23 protein-coding genes are annotated in these 19,966 nt (G+C 31.5%); 7 read left to right on the forward strand and 16 right to left on the reverse strand.

Translation table 11 applies throughout. The features are described 5' to 3' along the window. Positions 1-25 precede the first annotated feature (25 nt). The 3 genes from DFR85_RS23225 to DFR85_RS23235 are packed head-to-tail and all read left to right on the forward strand — an operon-like array spanning position 26 to position 2,430. Entirely contained in the window at positions 26-1,204 is a 1,179-nt protein-coding gene (locus DFR85_RS23225; RefSeq protein WP_110270324.1) for a proteasome-activating nucleotidase, read from the forward strand. After that, a complete protein-coding gene (locus DFR85_RS23230) occupies positions 1,197-1,730 on the forward strand; it encodes a PUA domain-containing protein (RefSeq protein ID WP_110271816.1) in 534 nt (177 codons plus the stop codon). The genes DFR85_RS23225 and DFR85_RS23230 overlap by 8 nt, the downstream gene beginning before the upstream one ends. Continuing rightward, positions 1,714-2,430, forward strand: coding sequence for a proteasome assembly chaperone family protein (locus DFR85_RS23235; protein WP_110270325.1), 717 nt, complete (start codon positions 1,714-1,716; stop codon positions 2,428-2,430). The genes DFR85_RS23230 and DFR85_RS23235 overlap by 17 nt, the downstream gene beginning before the upstream one ends. On the opposite strand, the gene tgtA is transcribed toward DFR85_RS23235, so the two are convergent. Both tgtA and DFR85_RS23245 read right to left on the reverse strand, forming a co-directional pair. Further along, positions 2,404-3,891 carry a tRNA guanosine(15) transglycosylase TgtA gene (gene tgtA, locus DFR85_RS23240; protein ID WP_110271815.1) on the reverse strand — a complete coding sequence of 496 codons (1,488 nt, stop codon included), beginning with the start codon at positions 3,889-3,891 and terminating at the stop codon, positions 2,404-2,406. The two genes, DFR85_RS23235 and tgtA, sit on opposite strands and share 27 nt — an antisense overlap. Further along, a complete protein-coding gene (locus tag DFR85_RS23245; protein WP_110270326.1) occupies positions 3,891-4,328 on the reverse strand; it encodes an Lsm family RNA-binding protein in 438 nt (145 codons plus the stop codon). Before DFR85_RS23245 ends, tgtA begins: the two co-directional genes overlap by 1 nt. 55 nt (positions 4,329-4,383) lie before the next feature. Here DFR85_RS23245 and DFR85_RS23250 point away from each other — a divergent pair, with 55 nt between their 5' ends. Then, a complete protein-coding gene (locus tag DFR85_RS23250; RefSeq protein WP_110270327.1) occupies positions 4,384-4,758 on the forward strand; it encodes a DNA-directed RNA polymerase subunit G in 375 nt (124 codons plus the stop codon). A 30-nt stretch (positions 4,759-4,788) separates the two neighbouring features. Here the strand turns inward: DFR85_RS23250 and psmB are convergent, their stop codons facing one another. The 3 genes from psmB to DFR85_RS23265 are packed head-to-tail and all read right to left on the reverse strand — an operon-like array spanning position 4,789 to position 7,059. Next, positions 4,789-5,376, reverse strand: coding sequence for an archaeal proteasome endopeptidase complex subunit beta (gene psmB / locus DFR85_RS23255; RefSeq protein ID WP_110270328.1), 588 nt, complete (start codon positions 5,374-5,376; stop codon positions 4,789-4,791). A gap of 34 nt (positions 5,377-5,410) precedes the next feature. Then, positions 5,411-6,679 (reverse strand): histidine--tRNA ligase, encoded by a 1,269-nt coding sequence (hisS, locus tag DFR85_RS23260; RefSeq protein WP_110270329.1) that lies wholly within the window; start codon positions 6,677-6,679, stop codon positions 5,411-5,413. Positions 6,680-6,681: 2 nt separating this feature from the next. Continuing rightward, entirely contained in the window at positions 6,682-7,059 is a 378-nt protein-coding gene (locus DFR85_RS23265) for a ribonuclease BN (RefSeq protein ID WP_110270330.1), read from the reverse strand. A gap of 87 nt (positions 7,060-7,146) precedes the next feature. Here DFR85_RS23265 and DFR85_RS23270 point away from each other — a divergent pair, with 87 nt between their 5' ends. Both DFR85_RS23270 and thsB read left to right on the forward strand, forming a co-directional pair. Further along, positions 7,147-7,665, forward strand: coding sequence for a TFIIB-type zinc ribbon-containing protein (locus DFR85_RS23270; protein WP_110270331.1), 519 nt, complete (start codon positions 7,147-7,149; stop codon positions 7,663-7,665). 60 nt (positions 7,666-7,725) lie between these two features. Further along, positions 7,726-9,387 (forward strand): thermosome subunit beta, encoded by a 1,662-nt coding sequence (thsB, locus tag DFR85_RS23275; RefSeq protein ID WP_110270332.1) that lies wholly within the window; start codon positions 7,726-7,728, stop codon positions 9,385-9,387. Between the two features lie 7 nt (positions 9,388-9,394). Here thsB and cedD read toward each other — a convergent pair whose 3' ends face one another. The 6 genes from cedD to DFR85_RS23305 are packed head-to-tail and all read right to left on the reverse strand — an operon-like array spanning position 9,395 to position 14,895. Next, positions 9,395-10,993 (reverse strand): DNA-translocating ATPase CedD, encoded by a 1,599-nt coding sequence (gene cedD / locus DFR85_RS23280; RefSeq protein ID WP_110270333.1) that lies wholly within the window; start codon positions 10,991-10,993, stop codon positions 9,395-9,397. Between the two features lie 23 nt (positions 10,994-11,016). Beyond that, entirely contained in the window at positions 11,017-11,388 is a 372-nt protein-coding gene (locus tag DFR85_RS23285; protein ID WP_110270334.1) for a hypothetical protein, read from the reverse strand. Between the two features lie 2 nt (positions 11,389-11,390). After that, positions 11,391-11,636 carry a Urm1-like protein gene (gene urm1, locus DFR85_RS23290; protein ID WP_110270335.1) on the reverse strand — a complete coding sequence of 82 codons (246 nt, stop codon included), beginning with the start codon at positions 11,634-11,636 and terminating at the stop codon, positions 11,391-11,393. Between the two features lie 2 nt (positions 11,637-11,638). After that, the gene (locus tag DFR85_RS23295; RefSeq protein ID WP_110270336.1) at positions 11,639-11,860 is read right to left on the reverse strand and encodes a 30S ribosomal protein S17e; all 222 of its coding nucleotides are present in this window, start codon (positions 11,858-11,860) and stop codon (positions 11,639-11,641) included. Positions 11,861-11,902: 42 nt separating this feature from the next. Continuing rightward, positions 11,903-13,054 carry a fructose-1,6-bisphosphate aldolase/phosphatase gene (gene fbp, locus DFR85_RS23300; RefSeq protein WP_110271817.1) on the reverse strand — a complete coding sequence of 384 codons (1,152 nt, stop codon included), beginning with the start codon at positions 13,052-13,054 and terminating at the stop codon, positions 11,903-11,905. A gap of 38 nt (positions 13,055-13,092) precedes the next feature. Further along, positions 13,093-14,895: a ribosome biogenesis/translation initiation ATPase RLI gene (locus tag DFR85_RS23305; RefSeq protein WP_110270337.1), complete on the reverse strand. Its 1,803-nt coding sequence runs from the start codon at positions 14,893-14,895 to the stop codon at positions 13,093-13,095. A gap of 565 nt (positions 14,896-15,460) precedes the next feature. On the opposite strand from DFR85_RS23305, the gene DFR85_RS23310 reads away from it, so the two are divergent. Beyond that, positions 15,461-15,802, forward strand: a complete 342-nt coding sequence (locus tag DFR85_RS23310; protein ID WP_110271818.1) for a hypothetical protein — start codon at positions 15,461-15,463, stop codon at positions 15,800-15,802. 405 nt (positions 15,803-16,207) lie between these two features. Here the strand turns inward: DFR85_RS23310 and DFR85_RS23315 are convergent, their stop codons facing one another. The 5 genes from DFR85_RS23315 to cas4 form a co-directional block, all read right to left on the reverse strand. Then, positions 16,208-16,960: a hypothetical protein gene (locus DFR85_RS23315; RefSeq protein WP_246253048.1), complete on the reverse strand. Its 753-nt coding sequence runs from the start codon at positions 16,958-16,960 to the stop codon at positions 16,208-16,210. 150 nt (positions 16,961-17,110) lie between these two features. Further along, the gene (locus DFR85_RS23320) at positions 17,111-18,106 is read right to left on the reverse strand and encodes a hypothetical protein (RefSeq protein ID WP_246253049.1); all 996 of its coding nucleotides are present in this window, start codon (positions 18,104-18,106) and stop codon (positions 17,111-17,113) included. 540 nt (positions 18,107-18,646) lie between these two features. Next, positions 18,647-18,964 carry a hypothetical protein gene (locus DFR85_RS23325; RefSeq protein WP_246253050.1) on the reverse strand — a complete coding sequence of 106 codons (318 nt, stop codon included), beginning with the start codon at positions 18,962-18,964 and terminating at the stop codon, positions 18,647-18,649. Beyond that, a complete protein-coding gene (locus tag DFR85_RS23330; protein WP_110270339.1) occupies positions 18,951-19,328 on the reverse strand; it encodes a hypothetical protein in 378 nt (125 codons plus the stop codon). Before DFR85_RS23330 ends, DFR85_RS23325 begins: the two co-directional genes overlap by 14 nt. Next, positions 19,306-19,959: a CRISPR-associated protein Cas4 gene (gene cas4, locus DFR85_RS23335; RefSeq protein ID WP_110270340.1), complete on the reverse strand. Its 654-nt coding sequence runs from the start codon at positions 19,957-19,959 to the stop codon at positions 19,306-19,308. The genes DFR85_RS23330 and cas4 overlap by 23 nt, the downstream gene beginning before the upstream one ends. Between the last annotated feature and the right edge of the window lie 7 nt (positions 19,960-19,966).

The raw sequence follows: 19,966 nt of genomic DNA on the forward strand, positions 1-19,966 counted from the left end.
TCATAAATAAGTATAATGGATAAGTTTGTCTGGAGAATTAGATTTATCTAGGGATAATACTAACTCAGATGAGCAAATAATTAAAATTTTGGAAGAAAAAATTAAAGCATTACAGATTGAAGCTGAAAGTTTAAGAAAAGAGCTAAACTACTATAAATCGGAATTAGAAAAATTACTTAGCCCACCATTAATCGAAGCAGTAGTTCTGGACGTGCTTAATAATAATAGAGTAATAGTACGAAGCACTTCTGGACCTAATTTAGTAGTAAACCTGAGTAATGGAATAGATATATCAAATATAAAGCCGGGATCGTCAGTAGCACTGAATCAGAGAGGTTCTACTATAGTAGAAATCTTGCCTAATAGAGAAGATCCATTAGTTAAATCAATGGAAATAGTTGAAAAGCCAAGCGTGAAGTATAGTGACATAGGAGGTCTAGAAAAGCAAATTCAAGAATTAAGAGAAGTTGTTGAACTACCTTTGAAAAATCCAGCTATCTTTAAAGAACTAGGAGTACAGCCTCCTAAAGGAGTTTTATTATTTGGTCCACCAGGAACAGGAAAAACAATGTTAGCCAAAGCAGTTGCCACAGAAAGTAATTCCACGTTTATCCATGTAGTAGCATCTGAATTTGCACAAAAGTTTGTAGGTGAAGGAGCTCGTATTGTAAGAGAAGTCTTTGAATTAGCTAAAAAGAAAGCTCCTTCTATAGTATTTATTGATGAAATTGATGCAATAGGGGCTAAAAGAGTTGATTTAGGAACTAGTGGAGAGAGAGAAATTCAAAGAACTCTCATGCAACTACTTTCTGAGTTAGATGGCTTCCAACCATTAGACAACGTCAAAATAATAGCAGCTACTAATAGAGTGGATATTTTAGATCCCGCATTACTAAGACCTGGCAGATTCGATAGATTAATTGAAATTCCTTTGCCAGATTTAAAGGCTAGAAAAGATATTTTGCAAATATATATCAAAAAAATGAAAGTTAGATTAGATAATTTCGATATAGATAAAATAGCACGATATACTGAAGGTTTTAGCGGAGCAGATATAAGAAATATTTGTACAGAAGCTGGATATATAGCAATTAGAGAAGGAAGAAGAGAAATATATGTTGATGATTTCATTAAGGCTATAAACAGAGTAAATGAAAACAGAAAAAAGGAAGAATATAAATCAAGAGAAGAGAAATATGCGTGATAGAGAAGAAAAACAATTCGTAACTGAACCTCAGGAGTTAGTTGACTTTGATTTTATCTATCTAAGAAATATTGCTGAATATCAATTTAGGCAAGATATTGCTAATTGTCTTTTTCCAGATAAGTCAATTTTTTTTATACAAAGGTCATTAAATACTTGGAGAATAAGAAATATCTTAAATAAAGATAATTCTTTATATCTAGTACTTAGAGCACAAGATAATCTATTTTCATTAACAAACATTTCAGCAAATATTATAAAACAATGCTCAAAACCACCAGATTTTAGGGTGATAATCTCCAATGATATAGGGAGAATAATAAGAGAAGGAGGGAATGTGTTTTCTAAGCATATAATAAACATTGATAAAGGTCTTAGATCTGGCGATAATGTAATAGTAGTAAACGAAGAAGACGAACTAATAGCCTACGGAAGAATGAAAATATCTGGAGAAGAAGCAATAGAATATAAGAGAGGAGTAGCCGTAAATGTAAAGGGGAGATTAAAAAATGGGAATAATACTTAAGGGAATTAGTGAAAGCGAGCTTAAACATTCTTTCTTTATAACTGGATTTAGAACATTAGGTGAAGTTGGTTACTTGGCAACTAGACATATAGTATTAAAAAGAAGAATGCAACGAATAGGGTTTATAACTACTAAATACTTGAACGGAGTAACTTTTTTGGACGAATATGGAATTGTAACACCTTTCGAACTGTTTTATGACAAAGAATATAACGTAATTGTGGAATTAAACCATATTTTACCAGTTGAAAAAGAATGGAATGTCTTTTCAAGAAAAATTGTTAATTGGGTAAAAAAATTAGAGATAAAAAACGCCATATTAATAGGTGGATTAGATAAAAATTATAAAACTAGTAACGAAAAACTAAAATGGATGAAAACATCTAAAAGTGATTTAAATTTACAATATCCAGAACTTGACAAACAACTAATTATGGTAGGTCCATTAGCATTATTTACAATTTATTCCGAAATTAAAGATGTGCCAGCAACTGTAATACTTCCATATTCAGATAAAGATAGGATAGACCCTGCTGCGGCTGCGGCTGCTGTAGAAGCTATAAATAAAATAGTGGGCTTTGACATAGCTGTAGATGAATTATACGAAGATGCAAAAAAGATAGAGGAAGAAATACGTAAACAACTTGAATACTTACAAAAAGAGGCTAATAGGTCAGGGCTTGATAGACATTATATGTGATAATATAGATTTTTCACAATTAGCAAACTCTATATTATCATATTTTTTGGATTTTATGAAATTGGAAATTTGAGTAATAGTTTTTGAAATGACTTCAGTAGATAATTCAGTAGGCATTTCAAATTGCGCAAGAGGATAAGATTCAGAAATCATCGCTGGTATTAGGCCATAGAATGGTAATGCCACATAAATGTCAGAATCAGAATAGCGTTTTAGTAGAATTCTTCTTACTTTAGAGTCATTTATAACTGGGACTGTTAAATTATCTCCACATATTATAACTGCATTACGATTATGCTTTTGTAAAGAATCCAAGAATCTATAGTGTCTTAAAATTTCTGGTCTTGAAAACGAAGTTTCGTCAAAATAGAAAATACCTTTAATTTCGCCCTTTACTCGTGGATCATATTTTTCAAGGTATTCAGCGTATTTTAATAACCGTCTAAAAGCAGAATATACTGCAGGATGAGAATAAGATTTCTCTTGTAAATATTCAAATAATCTGTTCTCTTTGATAGCTAACTTAGTGTCGTTTATCTCTTCCAAAATTTTATATAAATTATGAAGAGCTAATAGTCTAATTCTACTGTCCTTATCCATTTCCATAAGTTCTTTAGGAGAATATTTAGAACATACTGGACAACTGCAAGGAAAGTAATCTAACTCGTCTAATTTATATGTTCTTGTCCTGGTAATATATCTATTATCCCTGGCATATATTATATACGATGCGGAATCAAATGAATCCACGCCTAAAGCGACAGCGAACGGAATTATTTGTGGAAGCCCTCCTCCAAATAAATGAAGAGGTTTTCCTCTTGAAATATTCGATCTTACAGTAAATATCATATCTATTAATGTGGCATAGTCATACTCTTTCATAATAACTGTAGGACTTCCTAATGCCAGAAATTTATATGACGTATTATTAGCAGCCTTTGCAGAGTATGAAAGTAAGTCTAAAAACTTACCACCCTGAATAGGGTGAACCCAAACTATCTCTTGTTCATCTTTAATAATTTCAAGAGTTTCTTTTCCTCTATATATCGTATCTTCTACAGTTTTTTTTGCATCTTCAAAATTATCTATATTACCAGTTGGAATATCCAAAAAAACTGCAATATCTGGCTTTATTTTAATTTGATAATTAACTATTTCAGAATTATTTATATTAATATTTCCATATTGAAGAATCTGATATGCTCCAGAATCAGTCATTATCGTACTATCAAAATGCAAATCGTCATGTACATTATTTTGTATAACATTATTTTTATATAATATATATGAGTTAGTTATAAACTGTTTAAATTTCAATTGTTTTATATCATCTATAGTTATTTCAGATTTTAATGGATTTACAACTGGAAAGAAAACTGGTGTCTCTAGTTTAGAATGTTTTGTTTCTAATATTCCGATACGACCTGCTAGGTCTTCATCTTTTAACTCAAAATCTCCAATCATTTTAATTCTTTCCTCTTCTTTGACATATAGTCATTATACATGTCATAAATCCTCTGGGCTAGTGGTCCATTACCTTCTACGCCACCTTCAGTTACTTTTATTCGTTCTAAAACAGTTATTACTCCTGCTTCTTCATATACCTTAACATCACCTGGTCTTAGATTCAAAGAATGCTCTATTATATCTGCAAATTCCTTAACATCAAACAAAGGGGCATTCTTGACTAGAATCTCTGTTATATTATTTCCATTTAGTATAACCTTAAAAAATGTATTATTATCGTTATCTTTGGCATTAGATAAGCTTATTATAAAAGGAGTAAGCTCATATGAAGATAATTGACCAGTATATACTCGGTTATTAACAAGCTTTACTATTACTGTTTTATCGAGTAATGAATTTATATCTGAAACTATTCTTCTAACTATACTCATAATTCTTGCCCCATAAAGTTAATATATAAGGATTTAAATAAGGAAATGAAAAATCTTGCTCTCGAAAAATAGTTATGAATATCAAGAATTATGTAGGATTACATCTATAGAACAAGGAGCTATAAGAGGTATTGACGTAATCAAATTAGATTGCGGAAAAATAAAGATAGACGTCGATATGATATCACAAATAAATGTCTTTACGGCCAATCAACAAGTAAAATTCATTATTTCCAAAAATAAACCAGAATTCACTAATAATGATTTTTGTGCACATGGCTATGTAGTAACTGAAAAGCATCAAGAAAGTTACGTTACAATTATTTCATTATTTGGACCTTTAATAAGAATAGTTTCAGACGAAAGCTTCTGTAATAAATATAATATTAGCATTATGGACCATGTATATGTCTGTATTATAAAAACATAACAACTAACAAATTATGCGTTAAAAATAGTCTTAGCTTGATATAAACTCCGTATCTATCTTGTTTTTAGTTATAGTTAATATATCAATTCCATCACCGGACGTGGTATCTCGCTCTATAGAGGCCCTTAATGATGAAATTACCAGATCTCTCCCTTTATCTATAGATAAATCTTCTTTATATGCTGACTCTAAGACTCCTATAGCCACTCTAGCACCAGAACCTACTGCAGCATAAGTATCTTCTAATAAGGATCCAATGGGGTCTAAAACATAGAACTGAGGTTTCCCGTCATCCATTCCTCCAAATAATATCTCTGAGATAAATGGCATGTACTTATACTGGTAAAGCATCACTGATAGTAATTTAGCAGCAGCTTTAGTGGATATTGGCCTATTATTAGATAATTCATAATATTTAATGTTAGCATTCATTATTCTAATAATTGCTTGGAAATCACCAAAAAGTCCTGCTCCAGCTATTCCGAATTTTCCTAGAATAAATACTTTTTTAGCAGATTTACTAAGAACATAACCACCATAGCTTAATCTTCTAACAGCACCTAAAATTACTCCATCATTTAATCTTATTCCCACCGCAGTTGAAGGAAGTTCTTCCATTTTATATCAACAGAATAAATAATGTAGCTACAAGTTATAATATTTGTCTTAAATGTGTAATGAGTTCATCTGAACTTACTATTTCTTGCGATCTAGAAGCAAGATCTTTAAGAACTACTTTTCTAGAAATTTTCTCATTATTACCTACTATAACGGCATATCTTACATTCTGTTCAAAATAGGAAGATAAAAGTTTACCTAAGGACTGCTCTTTTACATTAAGAATAGCTATTATATCTGATGATCTTAATATATCTAATATTGAGAGTGCGTAATCTATTACCGAATCGTCTAGAACTATAACTACTACTTGAGGTGATCTGTAAGTCTCATAATTTATTAGTACTGATGTTCTTTCTATACCTATTGCAAAACCTATTGCTGGAGTATACGTTCCTCCATATATTTCTACTAAATTATCATACCTACCGCCTCCAGCGACACTAAAAGTAACTTTAGGGTGAGTTATTTCGAATATTATCCCAGTATAATATGCCAAACCTCTTACAAAACTTAAATCTACAACAGATCTTATATTAAGATTATTTAGTATGGTAATAGTTTTTTTAAATCTATTAAACTCTTCATCTAGGCATTTTATTCCGATTTTTTGTATTTCTGATTCAACTTCATCCATTTTTAGATTAGAATATAATAATGTATTAATTAGATTTAACACATTATTCTGTGATATATATTTATTCAAAATCTGCATACTCTCGTCTTTTTTACCTTTGTCTATTAAATGTAAAAGATGTTCTTGAACATTTTCCTCAATATTAAATTTTCTAAATATGCTTCTATATAATCCTATATTATTAATTTTTAATAATATAGATTTGGATAATCCTAATTCATTATAAAAATCATAAAGAAGCTTTATAATCTCTATATCGCTTAATATTGAGTTAGAACCTAACATTTCCACTCCAGCCTGTCTAAATTCCCTATATCTACCTAACTGTGGTTCATCGTATCGATATACTCTTCCTATATAATATAGTCTAATAGGTTTAGGCAAATGCTGCATAGAATTTAAGTATAGACGAACTATACTGGGTGTAATTTCTGGCCTTAGAGCTACTTCTCTTTCTGCCTTATCTTTAAATACGTACATAGTATTTCTTATCTCTTCTCCGCTTTTTATTGCAAATAACGCAAAATCCTCTACAATAGGTGTTATAGTTTCTTGATAACCTGCTATCTCTACATGTTTTCTAAATAGCTCTTCCAAATATCTTAACTTTTTAGCTTCAATTCCATAATAATCTTTCATTCCCCTTACAGGTTCGAAAGATACCATTACTAACCCTTCGTTAACTTAGTTTCATCTACATTATAATAAGTTATATCACCGTATTTATCTACTATAGAGAGATATACATCTACTCTCAATGACTTTGATAATTTAACAATTTTTTCCAGGTCTGACACCAATATCGGTTGATTTTCAGTTAATACGTATACTAATGAGCCATGCTCATTTGAATTTTTTTTCTCTATAAATATGAAATCTTGAGATTTTGAGAGAGATATTCTTTTTCCTTTATTCTTAAGATCTATATAAACAACTATCTTGTCCCATATTAATTTATCCTTATCATAATTCTTTTTTACATAATCTATAATTTCATCTATATCCAAATCTATTTGAAATTTTTTTATTATTTCATCTATATCCATATATTATCACCAAACTTTCGATCAAGACACCCACAATTAACATTTGTAAAACAAACGATTTGTATATACTTTAAAACATTATTCTTTATGAAATGCCCATCATGCGGATCAACAAACATAATATGGAAATCAAAAGAAGGAATTGTAGTATGTAGTGACTGCGGTCTTGTAATAGATGATAAAGCATATGACTATTATCCTATTTACTTTGATAAAGAAATTAAAAATACTATAAACTCATTACAGTCTAAAAACATGGAAAGAGATAGTTATAGAGTTATCTCTAAAAAAATAAAAATTACAAATAATTATAATATCAATAGAAATCAAAATGTTGCAAAAAGTAATAATATAATAGCATTAGAACTATTAAAAATGAATTCTAGCGCATTAAAAATATATAATGTGATAAATGATAATGGATACTTATCTGGAACACAGATAAAAACTAAGGTAGCTGTGAGTTTCTATCTAAGTGGATATAATACTAGGAAGATAAGAAGTATTTTAGAAAAACTTCAAATAAACGAAAAATACTTTAGAAAAACCATAAAGAAACTTACTATGAAAGAAAAGATAAGGATAATCGAAATGGCTAACATATGAGAGGAGCAAAAAATTTTTATATAAGCTTTTTCTAAGTGAACCAGAAAAGGTGAATTGGTAATGGCCTCAACTGCTACAGTCGCAACTACACCGGAAGGTATACCTGTTATAATTTTAAAAGAAGGTTCAAGTAGAACTTATGGTAAAGAAGCTGTAAGAGCTAATATAGCCGCAGTAAAAGCTGTAGAAGAAGCGTTAAAGAGTACGTATGGACCTAGAGGAATGGACAAAATGTTAGTAGATAGTTTAGGCGATATTACTATTACAAACGATGGCGCTACAATACTAGACAAAATGGACCTTCAACATCCTGCAGCTAAATTGCTAGTACAAATAGCTAAAGGTCAAGATGAAGAAACTGCAGACGGAACTAAAACAGCAGTAATATTCTCAGGAGAACTAGTTAAAAAAGCTGAGGATCTACTTTATAAAGACGTGCATCCTACAATAATAATAAGTGGGTATAAAAAAGCTGAAGAAGTAGCTTTGCAAACTATTCAAGAATTAGCTCAAACTGTTTCTATAAATGATACTGACTTATTAAGAAAAATTGCAATGACCTCTTTGAGCAGCAAAGCAGTGGCAGGTGCAAGAGAGTATATAGCAGATATTGTAGTAAAGGCTGTAACACAAGTTGCAGAACTAAGAGGAGATAAATGGTACGTAGATCTAGACAATATACAGATAGTTAAAAAAGCTGGAGGAAGTATAAATGATACTCAACTGGTTTATGGAATAGTTGTTGATAAAGAAGTAGTACACCCAGGTATGCCAAAAAGACTTGAAAATGCTAAAATAGCTTTAATAGATGCATCATTAGAAGTAGAAAAACCAGAACTTGATGCAGAAATAAGAATAAATGATCCAACACAAATGCAGAAATTCTTAGATGAAGAAGAAAATCTGATTAAAGAAAAAGTAGATAAAATTTTAGCAACAGGAGCAAATGTTATAATATGCCAAAAAGGAATCGATGAAGTAGCTCAGTCATATTTAGCTAAAAAAGGAGTATTAGCAGTAAGAAGAGCTAAGAAGAGCGATTTAGAGAAATTAGCTAGAGCTACAGGCGGTAGAGTAGTATCAAATATAGACGAAATCTCAGAGCAAGATTTAGGATATGCATCATTAATTGAGGAAAGAAAAGTAGGAGAAGATAAAATGGTATTTGTAGAAGGAGCAAAGAATCCAAAATCTATAAGCATATTAATTAGAGGAGGATTAGAAAGGTTAGTTGATGAAACAGAAAGAGCTTTAAGGGATGCATTAGGTACAGTTGCAGATGTCATAAAAGATGGTAGAGCCATAGCAGGTGGCGGAGCTGTAGAAATAGAAATTGCTAAGAAATTAAGGAAATATGCACCACAAGTTGGTGGGAAAGAACAATTAGCTGTAGAAGCTTATGCTAATGCATTAGAGAGTTTAGTATCTATTCTAATTGAAAATGCAGGGTTTGACCCCATTGATCTATTGATGAAGCTAAGAAGTACTCATGAAAATGAGAATAACAAGTGGTATGGAATAGATCTCTATGCTGGACAACCAGTAGATATGTGGCAAAAAGGAGTAATAGAGCCAGCTCTTGTTAAGATGAATGCAATAAAAGCTGCTACAGAAGCAGCTACATTAGTTTTGAGAATAGATGATGTAGTAAGTGCTGGAAAGAAGAGTGGCGGAGAAAGTAAGACACCAGGCGGAGCTAATAAGCCATCAGAAGAAGACTAACATTTTTTTATAATTTTCTTATCTTTATTAGTAAAGGAGTTTTTGTATTTGGTGCTGATAATATAGCTTCACCAACGTCTAATTTATCTAATGCCGAATAGAGGTTATCTGGTAAAGAAAGAGAATCACGCAATATTTTCTTATCTATATCGGACTTTATTGAATGAATAATTTTTATATTAGTATTCTTCATTACTGCGCTAGATATGGAAGAAGGAGATTGAGATATTATGCATAACCCTACTCCAAATTTTCGTATTTCTGATATTAGCTTATCTATAAAATCATTTTCCACATTAAAGAAATTATGTGCTTCCTCAATTATTAATAACAGTTTTTTATCTGGCTTGTTATTCATATAAAAATCTGTTATATATTTAAGTAAAAATAATCCATACAGTTTTCTTAACCTGATATTATTTATGAAACTCAAATCAAATACTATACCTTTTTTACTTAATAGATCTATAATTTCTGGGTTTGTGTCAGCTGAGAACAATAATTTGCCTTTACTAGTAAATAAAGGATATAGTTTTCTTGCTAATGCATATTTAACTTCCCTCATCCAATTTGATTGATCCTCAGTATTTTTTAATACATCGAGCATATCAGTTAATCTAAACCTCTTATCTTTTCTTAACTTTGATATTATAAGAAATAATAAAAATCTTTGTGGATCAGTTAATTGCAATACGTCTCCTAGAATATCTATAATATCATCTATATCATTAAATTTTAATGGATTTATTTTATATAAATTTCTATAATTGTAGATAGTATAATCACTAAGTTTATTACTATATTCTCCATGCCAATCAAGTATCATTACGTTAAATCCCTTGTTAGAAAGTTCATTAGCTATTAGTGTTGCAGTGTTTGATTTTCCGCTACCAGTGCTACCAAATATTCCTATATGCCTAAGTACATCTGTAGATCTTATGCCAGTAGGAACGGTTTGATTGTGAACTAACATGTCTCCTAATTCTATATCATAGTCTACTATTATTTTATCAATAGTAGGAGACTCCATTTTAATATCCATAACTCGTGCAAAATTGACATTACCGAAAGCTAAAGGAAGCGGTAAAGCTTTATTCGAGACTGGTACTGCTTCCAAAATTATATGAGGTGATACTACTTTAGCTATTTCTAGAATATTATCAAACTCATATAATATTTCATTTTCACAATCTTTACATTCTTTATAAACTACGATAGAAGAAGAAGCTTGCTTACCATTAACACTAGTAAGTATAAGATATTGATAATTTTTATTTCTAGCTATTAATGCGTTTAATAAATTATTTAACTCTTTTTGTAAATCAACTGGATTTTTATCAAATTCTTGCTTACCTATTATTTTTGCTGCTATACCTGAAACATAACTCTCATTCAGATTTAAAGTGAATATATTTCTCCTTATTAGAAATTTCCTAATAGAAATAAAAGACTTTCCCCTTGTTAACACTATTGAAAATACAAAGGTTATTATAAGAACTATTATTAAGTAATATATTATATAACTTGCAATAAGATTTAATGCTACTAACATCAACAATATGGAAGATATTACCAAATAGAAAGGAAGTATCCTTCTGATTTCCATACTAAATATTTTACTAAAATATACTACTGAGACTTAACCGAATACACTGCATTAAATGTTAGTGCTATACGTTCTGCTATGCCTTTTATCTCTATCTTATCAGAAAAATCATTTATATCCTCTTTACAACATGATATTAAATATCCCTTATCTCCTTCCGATACTTTGTTTCTTTCTATACATTCCTTTATCTGAGTAGTGGAATTCAATAATAACATAAAATAAATAGACTTATCCTTAATCTTGGTGTTTTCCACATTAAAAAAAATATAGCAAGCTTGCCTAATTACAGATAATTGTGGTAACTCCTTTACAACTGTTGATACGCATCGGCCATCATAAGTTAGCTTCGATTTAATATCTTGATTCCATATAATCTCTCTAATTGTTAGCAAATTTAACCACCATGGTTTATCGGAATTACTCTTATTTCATTATTGAATAAAACTCTTTCATCATCAGTAAATAAGCGAATGTCTTTATCCCCTACTAAAACTATATATCCAGGTTTAACTTCATCTTTTTCATTTAATATTCCAAGATCCTTTAATTTAGCCTTTATAGAATAAAAACTATTTTCGTAGATTTCTACTGATTTACCATATTGCCTAGATAGTGGGCCTTCGAATACAATTTTTACCAAGCTTACTCCTCTACCTCTTCTTCAGTAGTGTGAACTGTCCTTGCTCTTTTAGCGTACCTAGTTAAATATCCTGCAACTCTGTTTCTAACCTTCTTAGAGTAAATATCTAGATATCTAGATACTAATTCCTTATTTTTTCCATAATCCTCTGTTATTTCATCAGCATATTTTTCATATAGTTCTGCTGAAACTCGTTTTATATCACGTGTATATATATTTCCCATTAAGCATCACATTAACTAAAACATCGATTATACTTAAAAAATTTAATCTGTACCTTGAGACGTATTCTCATAAATACTACGTTTTGCTTTAGTAACATCAGATTCTTTCTTAAATCTAGGCTTTAATTTTTCAGTAATTAACGGTAATGTAGTATACTCCATTTCACTAGGTTCTAATCTATGAGGCATAAATGGACCATGTCTTCTCATGTAGTCTGCAATATCTTCTGCTAATCTTCTAGTTTCGTCAAAAGCTGGATCATCAAATAGATCAGTAGGACCTACTAATCTACCGTTTTTAACATTAAATCCTAATCCTATTAATCTTGGTGGCCCATCAAATCTGGTAGCACGTGCATCTCTTTGTGATACTGGCATTATAGGCCCATAATGGCTTCCTCTCATCCATCCTGGTACTAAATATGGGAATGAAAATGCCTCTAATGCTTCACCTAATGCAGGAAAACCATGTTGAACCCTTATTATCATTACAGGGTCATCTTTTCCTACATATTTACCAGCTATCAAATTTAACCTTTCTATTGACGTTACTGCACCAATGTTATTGTCAGCTTTTCTATAAACTCTTCTTATAACATATTTTGATGGGGTTCCTATTAATCCTAAAATATCATATATTTCTTCTGGAGAATTAAGGATAACGCTTTCTCCTTCAAAAACATCTAATACTTCAAACTTGAATCCTTCATGCATAGTCGGATCTATTACTAAACCTGCTGTATTAAAAGGATCCGCAAACATTTTATACTGCGGATAATTAAAGGCGCCTGGCTCAGTCTTATCGGCCATGAATACCACAAAAGGTTCTGCTGGTCTCTCTTCAATCTCCATTTCCGCTATTCCAGGTCCCATTCCCTTCAAATTACCAGAAAATGTATCAGAAAGAAGATCTTGCCCTGCAGCATATAGTCCTAAGTCTTTTGCAACTTTTGTTGCCTCTTTAAACGCTTCCCATGCAGTTTCATGAACTTTCGTATCAAGTTCTCCTCTATTATGCGTCATTATAAGTTCTAAATCATCACCTACATTTGTAACATAATAATCTATAATTATATTTTGTTTCTTGGCTTCTGCCAATACCTTATTAGCAGCAGCCATAGTATCAGGGTGAACAACGTGATGCCCTGCTAAACTACCTATATCGGCCTTTATTACACTTATAGTAGTCTTCATATCTATCATTCTATACTGAGAGCTATTAAATTTTAGTTTTACTCTCTACTTGTTTCCATTGAATAATATTCTCCCTTGTCCTTTTGTAATCTATCAAGGTAACTATCTAGTTTATTCACTCTAGGCCTTCCACTATCTGCGTCTCTTCTAAAAGTTAGTCCTATTTCCTTTAAGAATATATTCATGCCTTTTCTTAAACTAGTTGGAGAATATCCATGTCCTTCTTTACCAGGTTTACCTAGAAATACTATTAGCCTATCAGATATATAATCATGCAAAGCTAAATCATGGTCTACCATAAATGTTACGGCTTTTCTTTCTCTAGTTATTCTTTTTATTGCTTTAGCTACAATATAACGCTCCTCCACATCAAGATATGAAGACGGTTCATCAAAAACGTACAAATCGGCCTGCTTAGCTAAAGTAGATGCTACGTATAGTTTCTGTAGTTCCCCTCCACTTAAATCCTTTACGTTAGATTCTAAAATTCTATGCAAATTCAGCCTCTTAATAACTTCTACAAAAAACCACGACGAAGAAGAAAGTATATCCTTACTACTATTCTCTAGAAATTGCTGAACGGTACCATTATAGTCCGGAACTAATCGTTGAGGTTTATATGATAAAGATATATTAGGTGGTATTATTTCTCCAAAGTCGGGTTTAATTTCGCCAACTAAAATCCTTACAAAAGTAGTCTTGCCTATTCCATTCTGTCCTACTATACCTATAACTTCTCCTTCTCTAGCGTCTCCTTCATCAATATCTAGGCTAAAGTCTTCCATTTTTTTGCTTATCTTACTCCATTGTATTCTTAACTTTATATTCTTTGAAAAATCTAAATCTGTAAGTTCTTTAAGTAAAAATTTTATTTCGTCCTGCCTAAATTTAATATTTTCTACTGGCAAATAACCATTAAGAAAATTATTTATACCTACTCTAGTAGAATATAATTTAGAAACTTTACCGTATACACTACTTTCTCCAAATATTATACTTATTAAATCAGCTAAATAATCCATAACAATTAGGTCATGATCTACTACTACAGTATATTTATTCCTAGTTAATTCTCTTATACCTTTTGCTACATTAATTCTTTCTTTAACGTCTAAATAAGAAGACGGCTCGTCAAACTCGTACACATCTGCTTCCCTCAATAATGTAGCAGCTACTAGAAGCTTCTGAAGTTCTCCTCCACTTAGATATTGTACAGATTTATCCCAAAAACTATCCATAAACAATAGGGATTTAACTTCATCTATTTTACCTCGTTCATCAACTTTTGACAAAATATCTTTTACTATCCCTTTCAAGTATCGTGATACATATTCTATATATTGAATCTTATGTACAACTTTTAATTTTCTTGAATATAATTTATAAAAATAATCATATAATTCCTTACCTTTAAATCGCTCCAAAACATTAACTGGCTCTAATTTAGCTGTTGGATCTCCAAAATTTGGAATCAACTCTCCACCTAAAATTTTTAATATAGTAGTCTTTCCAGATCCGTTTTTACCTAATATCCCTATTACGTTTCCTTGTTTAAGAATAGGAAGTCCAAAAAGCTCAAATCCATTAATCGTATATCTGTGAATTATATCAGATCCAAACTGGTCTGGTAAGTTAACAATGTCTATGGCATCAAAAGGACATTTTTTAACACAGATACCACAACCAATGCATGTCTCTTCGTATATTATAGGTTTACCCTTAACTGTCTCTGAAAGTTCTATTGCCTTACTTCCAGATCTATTTATTGGGCAAAATCTTATACACTCCAAATTGCACTTATCGGGTTTACAAAAATCATAATTTATTACAGCAACACGCAATCCTTACACCATTCATAACATAATAAAAAGTATAATTTTTAAATTAACTTTTATTTACCATTCATCTTCTTCCCAATCTTCGTCTAGTTCATCTTCCCATTCTTCCTCTTCTAGATCTTCCTCCCAATCTTCTTCCATTGCAAAGCACCATTCAAACCTTGAATAAATAGTACTTATTTTTTTCTCATCTTAAACCTAGCTTATAAAGAAGTAAAAAGCATTAAGATGTTAAAAACTATTACCAATTTTACACATATCACTAAAAAGATCATCTATGAATACAATATAACTTTGATATATTTTTATATATTTCAGTAACAAAGAGTCACAATTTAAAAAGTCTACTAAACGTTACTCCAAGATTATATAATTAGGTATCTCAATAATTATATATTAAAATCGTATTTTTATATATATTAATATAGGATTTTTTATAAAAAATATACCATTTAACTTACTGTTATTGAAGACTTTAAATGTGTAATGTATAAAGTCATATAAAGATTTATCATTTAATGAAGTTATACTGAATGAGTTTATTTTTATCTTTTTTAGTATGAAAATTATGAACTCTAAGATAGAAGCAAAAATAGCACAGATGAGATGTGAAAATAAACCAGTTAAATTAATAGCAAAAAAACTTGGAATAAATAGAGATGACATAGAAGCCATTATTAAAAAATGGATTAATAATACTGATGACTTTTTAAATGACATTATAAAAAATAGAAAGGTAAAAAATCCTAAAGCAGATCCTGGTTTTATAGTAAATTCTATCCAAGATCTTGAAGAATTGTTAAAGAACGATGATGTACTGGATTACATAGCTGTACACAGATCGGATTACCATGATAGATTAATGGATTGTATTAGATATAAAATTTATAGATATTTAAATAAGGAATAATAATAGAAATAGTAGATTTTTTACATTTTTAACATATAATATAAACTAAAAATCGTTAGCCTCTATACATAACTACGACAATGAAAGAAAAGCCTAGCATTATGCATATAAACATGTATATAAACTAGATAATGCAAATAGCTAGACGAAAGAGTGTTAAGTCAGTTCTTTAATTGACGTTGTAAAATCATCTATAAAAATAAAAGAAGAGGCCTTAGGAGAATTCCTCTCCTAACAGCGGACCCGCCGGGATTCGAACCCGGGACCACAGGCTCCGAAGGACTTATACAGTTGCATTTTATTGTATATTGAAAAGTGTTAATGTTGCGTCTAAATATATTTAAACGTTATTAGTTGAAAGTAATGTTCACAATATAATATACTGCAAAGCCTTGTTAATTGCAATTACCTTTTTATTATACCGAATATAGTGCCGTTTTTAACTATTCCTTCTTCCCCTCCTCTGAACATTTCGTAATGTGACTCAATATAAGAAGAATATGTGGAGTAGAACTCCTCTTTACTTAATCCCATCATTTCCCTTATATCCTTCAAAGCTGCTATATCCATAGGATTCTTCACTTTATTATACATTTTATCGAAAAGACTGGGATTGAACTTCTCAGTCTTCTCTATCTTTTTACGTCTAATGATTCCATACACTGTACCGTCTTTTATTATACCTTCTTTTCCGCCCGAAATTAACTCATAATTCTCCAATATATAATCACGGAATTCGCTCATGAACTGCTCAAGGCTCATTCCCAACTGTCTTCTTAGATCATCTATCCTTACATAACCTAAGGAATTCTTCATCATCTCATAAGCCCTATCAAGTTCAGTAGGAGATTTCCTCTTATCCTCTTTAGAACCTATACCGTCTAATAACTGAACAACCTTATCTAACTTCTTATTGATAACATCTAAGTCGTTTGAAGGCATAGACTGAGGAATTAAGCCTAATACCGCTTTTAACTCTCCAATCCATTCTAAGAATTCTTTCCTCTCTTCCTCACTTAGCTTATCCAGGTTAGGGCTTATGTACTTTATCTTATCTATAACTGTTCTATCCACTAATTTCCCTAAATATACCTTCTTTCCATGTTCATACCAATAAAAATACGTTTCTTCATTTTCCCTTCTTCTTATTAGTCCCATGTGTTCCAAATTGGGTAAAAGCATATATAAATTTTACTCCATTTTGGAACATATTTAATTTCAAATTATGTACTTTTATTATAAGAGATCTTTGACTGGCGGGAAATACGTTAATCTCTAGATATAATTGAAAGATAATAATGATAGAATTTAAGTCAAATCGTATATAGTATTATGAGCTATATAATCCGGAACATCTAACTTATTATAAATTCCTACAAAATGCCAATAAGGAATTTTTTCCTTCTTCTCTTTTGGGAGTATTGAAGGAGAATAAGAATTATGGCGTTTCCCAAAGAGCCAATAACCATAGACTTTACCTTGATCTCTTACTTCTACTTGTGAACCTTGAGCTATCATATATGCCATTTTGAGAACGTATTTTAGTACATACTGTTTAGGTGATAGAAATTTCCTATAAGCTGCACCGCTGCTATATTCTATAATTGAATCCTTTGGCGGCTTTCCCTTCCATTTCCCGTTCTTAATACGGTGAATCTCGTTAATCGGTCCTTGTATCCTCTTCTTCTTGTAGTCTAGGTAAGCCTGGAGTATGTTGATCCTTAATGCTGAGCCAAACCTAACTAGAATCTTCTGTAACCACATGTCAAGTAACGCCGTAAATACATATTTACTAATAAGCGTCTTGTCCTTTGATTCTAATTTCCCCTCTTTCATCTTTGTCTCCAGGTCTGAAGGTAAGGAAATATTATAACGCCTAACGTAGTATGTAAGAGCGTCTTCCTTCTTCCTTCCGTACTTCCTATTCCAGTCTATCAGGTAGGGAATCCCAAATATCAGAACATGAAGGTGAAGAGCGTAGTCAGTATGATACTCATAAGCCGTGAAGACCTTAATGTCTTCTCCTTTCCACATCTTCCTAATCCATGCCATCATGTTTGCCTTAAGCTGAGTTAGTATAGAGTCTTGTAAGGGAATGAAGCCGATAATTTTCCCTTTTTGCTTTATTGGATATACTAAGGGGAATATGTGAGGTATTGTAAGCGTAATCATGATCGCGTTCTTGTACTTCTTAAATGCGTTATCTAACGCCGTACTACTCTTAATTAAGTTCATAAACGCCTTCTTTTTATCGTTAAACCTAGTCCTAACGTTCATGATCATAAACTCCTCATCATCATTCATGAAAACCATCACACTACGATCCCACTCCTTTACGTTCTCGTTATATAGAAAAGCGATATCTGAATGCTCTCTAGTGTCAGGGCGAATGGAGACTTTATGCTGAGCGGTAAGTAGTCCTTTCTGTCTGAAAGCGTTAGCCAGGGTAATTACTCTTAGCCCTTTTTTCCGTAGTTCTTGTAATTTTTGTTTGTGATTTGTGTTTAATTCTAAGGTTTTGGAATTGTGATTATTTAAACTCAAGTCAAAGCTTTCATTAAGCCGAAAATTTTTATTAGAAGGTAAAATAAATTGAATGGGTAAACGCTTAAGCTTATACGTAATTGGATAAGTATCTAAACGTTCTACTATGTCTTCTTGAATAAGGGATTTAAGGTGTCTTTCAAGAACCTTATGGGCTGATCGCTTTGATATTCTCCTCTCCTTTGCGTATTCATTAGCCATAATAGTAAGTGAGACTGAATTCTCCTTCTTTAAACGTGAAACAATCCAAAATTCAACAAAAGAATGAGGTGAAGGAGAAAAAGAAGACATATCTTAAGCCTAAGGTCTACTTAGTACTACATCTACTCCCTTTCCTATTGCCTTTTCCCAATAGTAAGCTAAGTTACTAGGCAAACTAATTATATAGTACTTGTTATGGCGTGAAAGCCCTCTTAGACCAATTGGATATATTTCGTTATCTATCCACACGGTAACTATCCATTCATTGCCTATAACGTATTTCTCGTAAGCCTTTGGAACATAGACAAAGTATTGAGAATATTCGTAAAGCTTTCCATTACGTCCTATCCTCTTTACCAACTTCTGAATTCTAACACCGGCAATAAGTATTTGTGAAATGACGTTAGACGTAAGCACTCACCTTATACCTCAGCATTTCCCTTAGTTTATCGGCGTTTCTTATCTCGTAACAGTACTTCTTAGGAGTAAGTAGAACTGCTTTATTCCCGTGAAACTCTATAGTCAGTACTTCCTTATTTCCTTGTTTAATACTAAGACCGTAATCCTCAATCTCTAATGTTAGATAATCCTCATAAGAGATCGTGTCAGCCCTATTAATGCAGTCTATAACGTAATTCCCTATCTCCTTAGGTATAGATATATCGTTTAGGTAAGCCTCTTTAGAGTCTACAAATACGCTTAAGTTAATGTCTTCAATAATTAGGCTTTTGAAATCCCCGAAATCAGTAACCTTAGCCTTAACTTGCGTTATTATCTTCATTAACGCTCACCTTGTGAGGGCAAACCTTAGCGAAAACACAATACTTACACTCCCATTCATGTCTTGGTATTCGTCTCGTGTAAACGTAGTCTTGTACTAGTTCTATCAGCTTATCATCTGATATTCCAGTGTCTACGTAGAATTCGGTTATACGATCCGGCGTTATGTAAAGTAAAATGCCGTGTTCAGCGTTTAACATGTTTACGTAAATCCTTAACTGGAGTACGTGTTCTTCCTTTGGTATGCCCACGTCAGTCTTTGAGGTCTTTATTTCAATAATCACGTTATCCTTTTTCGCGTCAATCCTTCCTACCAGTTTGTAAACCTCATCATCAATCGTTATCTCCTTTGTAACCGGAACTTCTACCTCAGCGTTTAACTCTTCTATCAGTATCCTCTCTACGCTTTCATGAATTAATGAACCTTGTAGTGTTGAAGGATTGTAAGCCTCAGCTAACGTTAGTTCCTTAAACTGTTCCCTCAGTCTAGGCTTTAACGGGCAATATAGTAGGTCTGTAACGTAGATAGTATTACTGTCCTTCTTCTCATGGTTCTTTTTGTCGTTAAAACGCCTTTTGAAGAGCGTTTGTGTGAGGGAAAGATTTTTAAAGATAGAGTTTATACTCTGCATTGACTAC

Source organism: Acidianus brierleyi (genome assembly GCF_003201835.2).
In the GTDB taxonomy this organism is placed as follows: domain Archaea; phylum Thermoproteota; class Thermoprotei_A; order Sulfolobales; family Sulfolobaceae; genus Aramenus; species Aramenus brierleyi.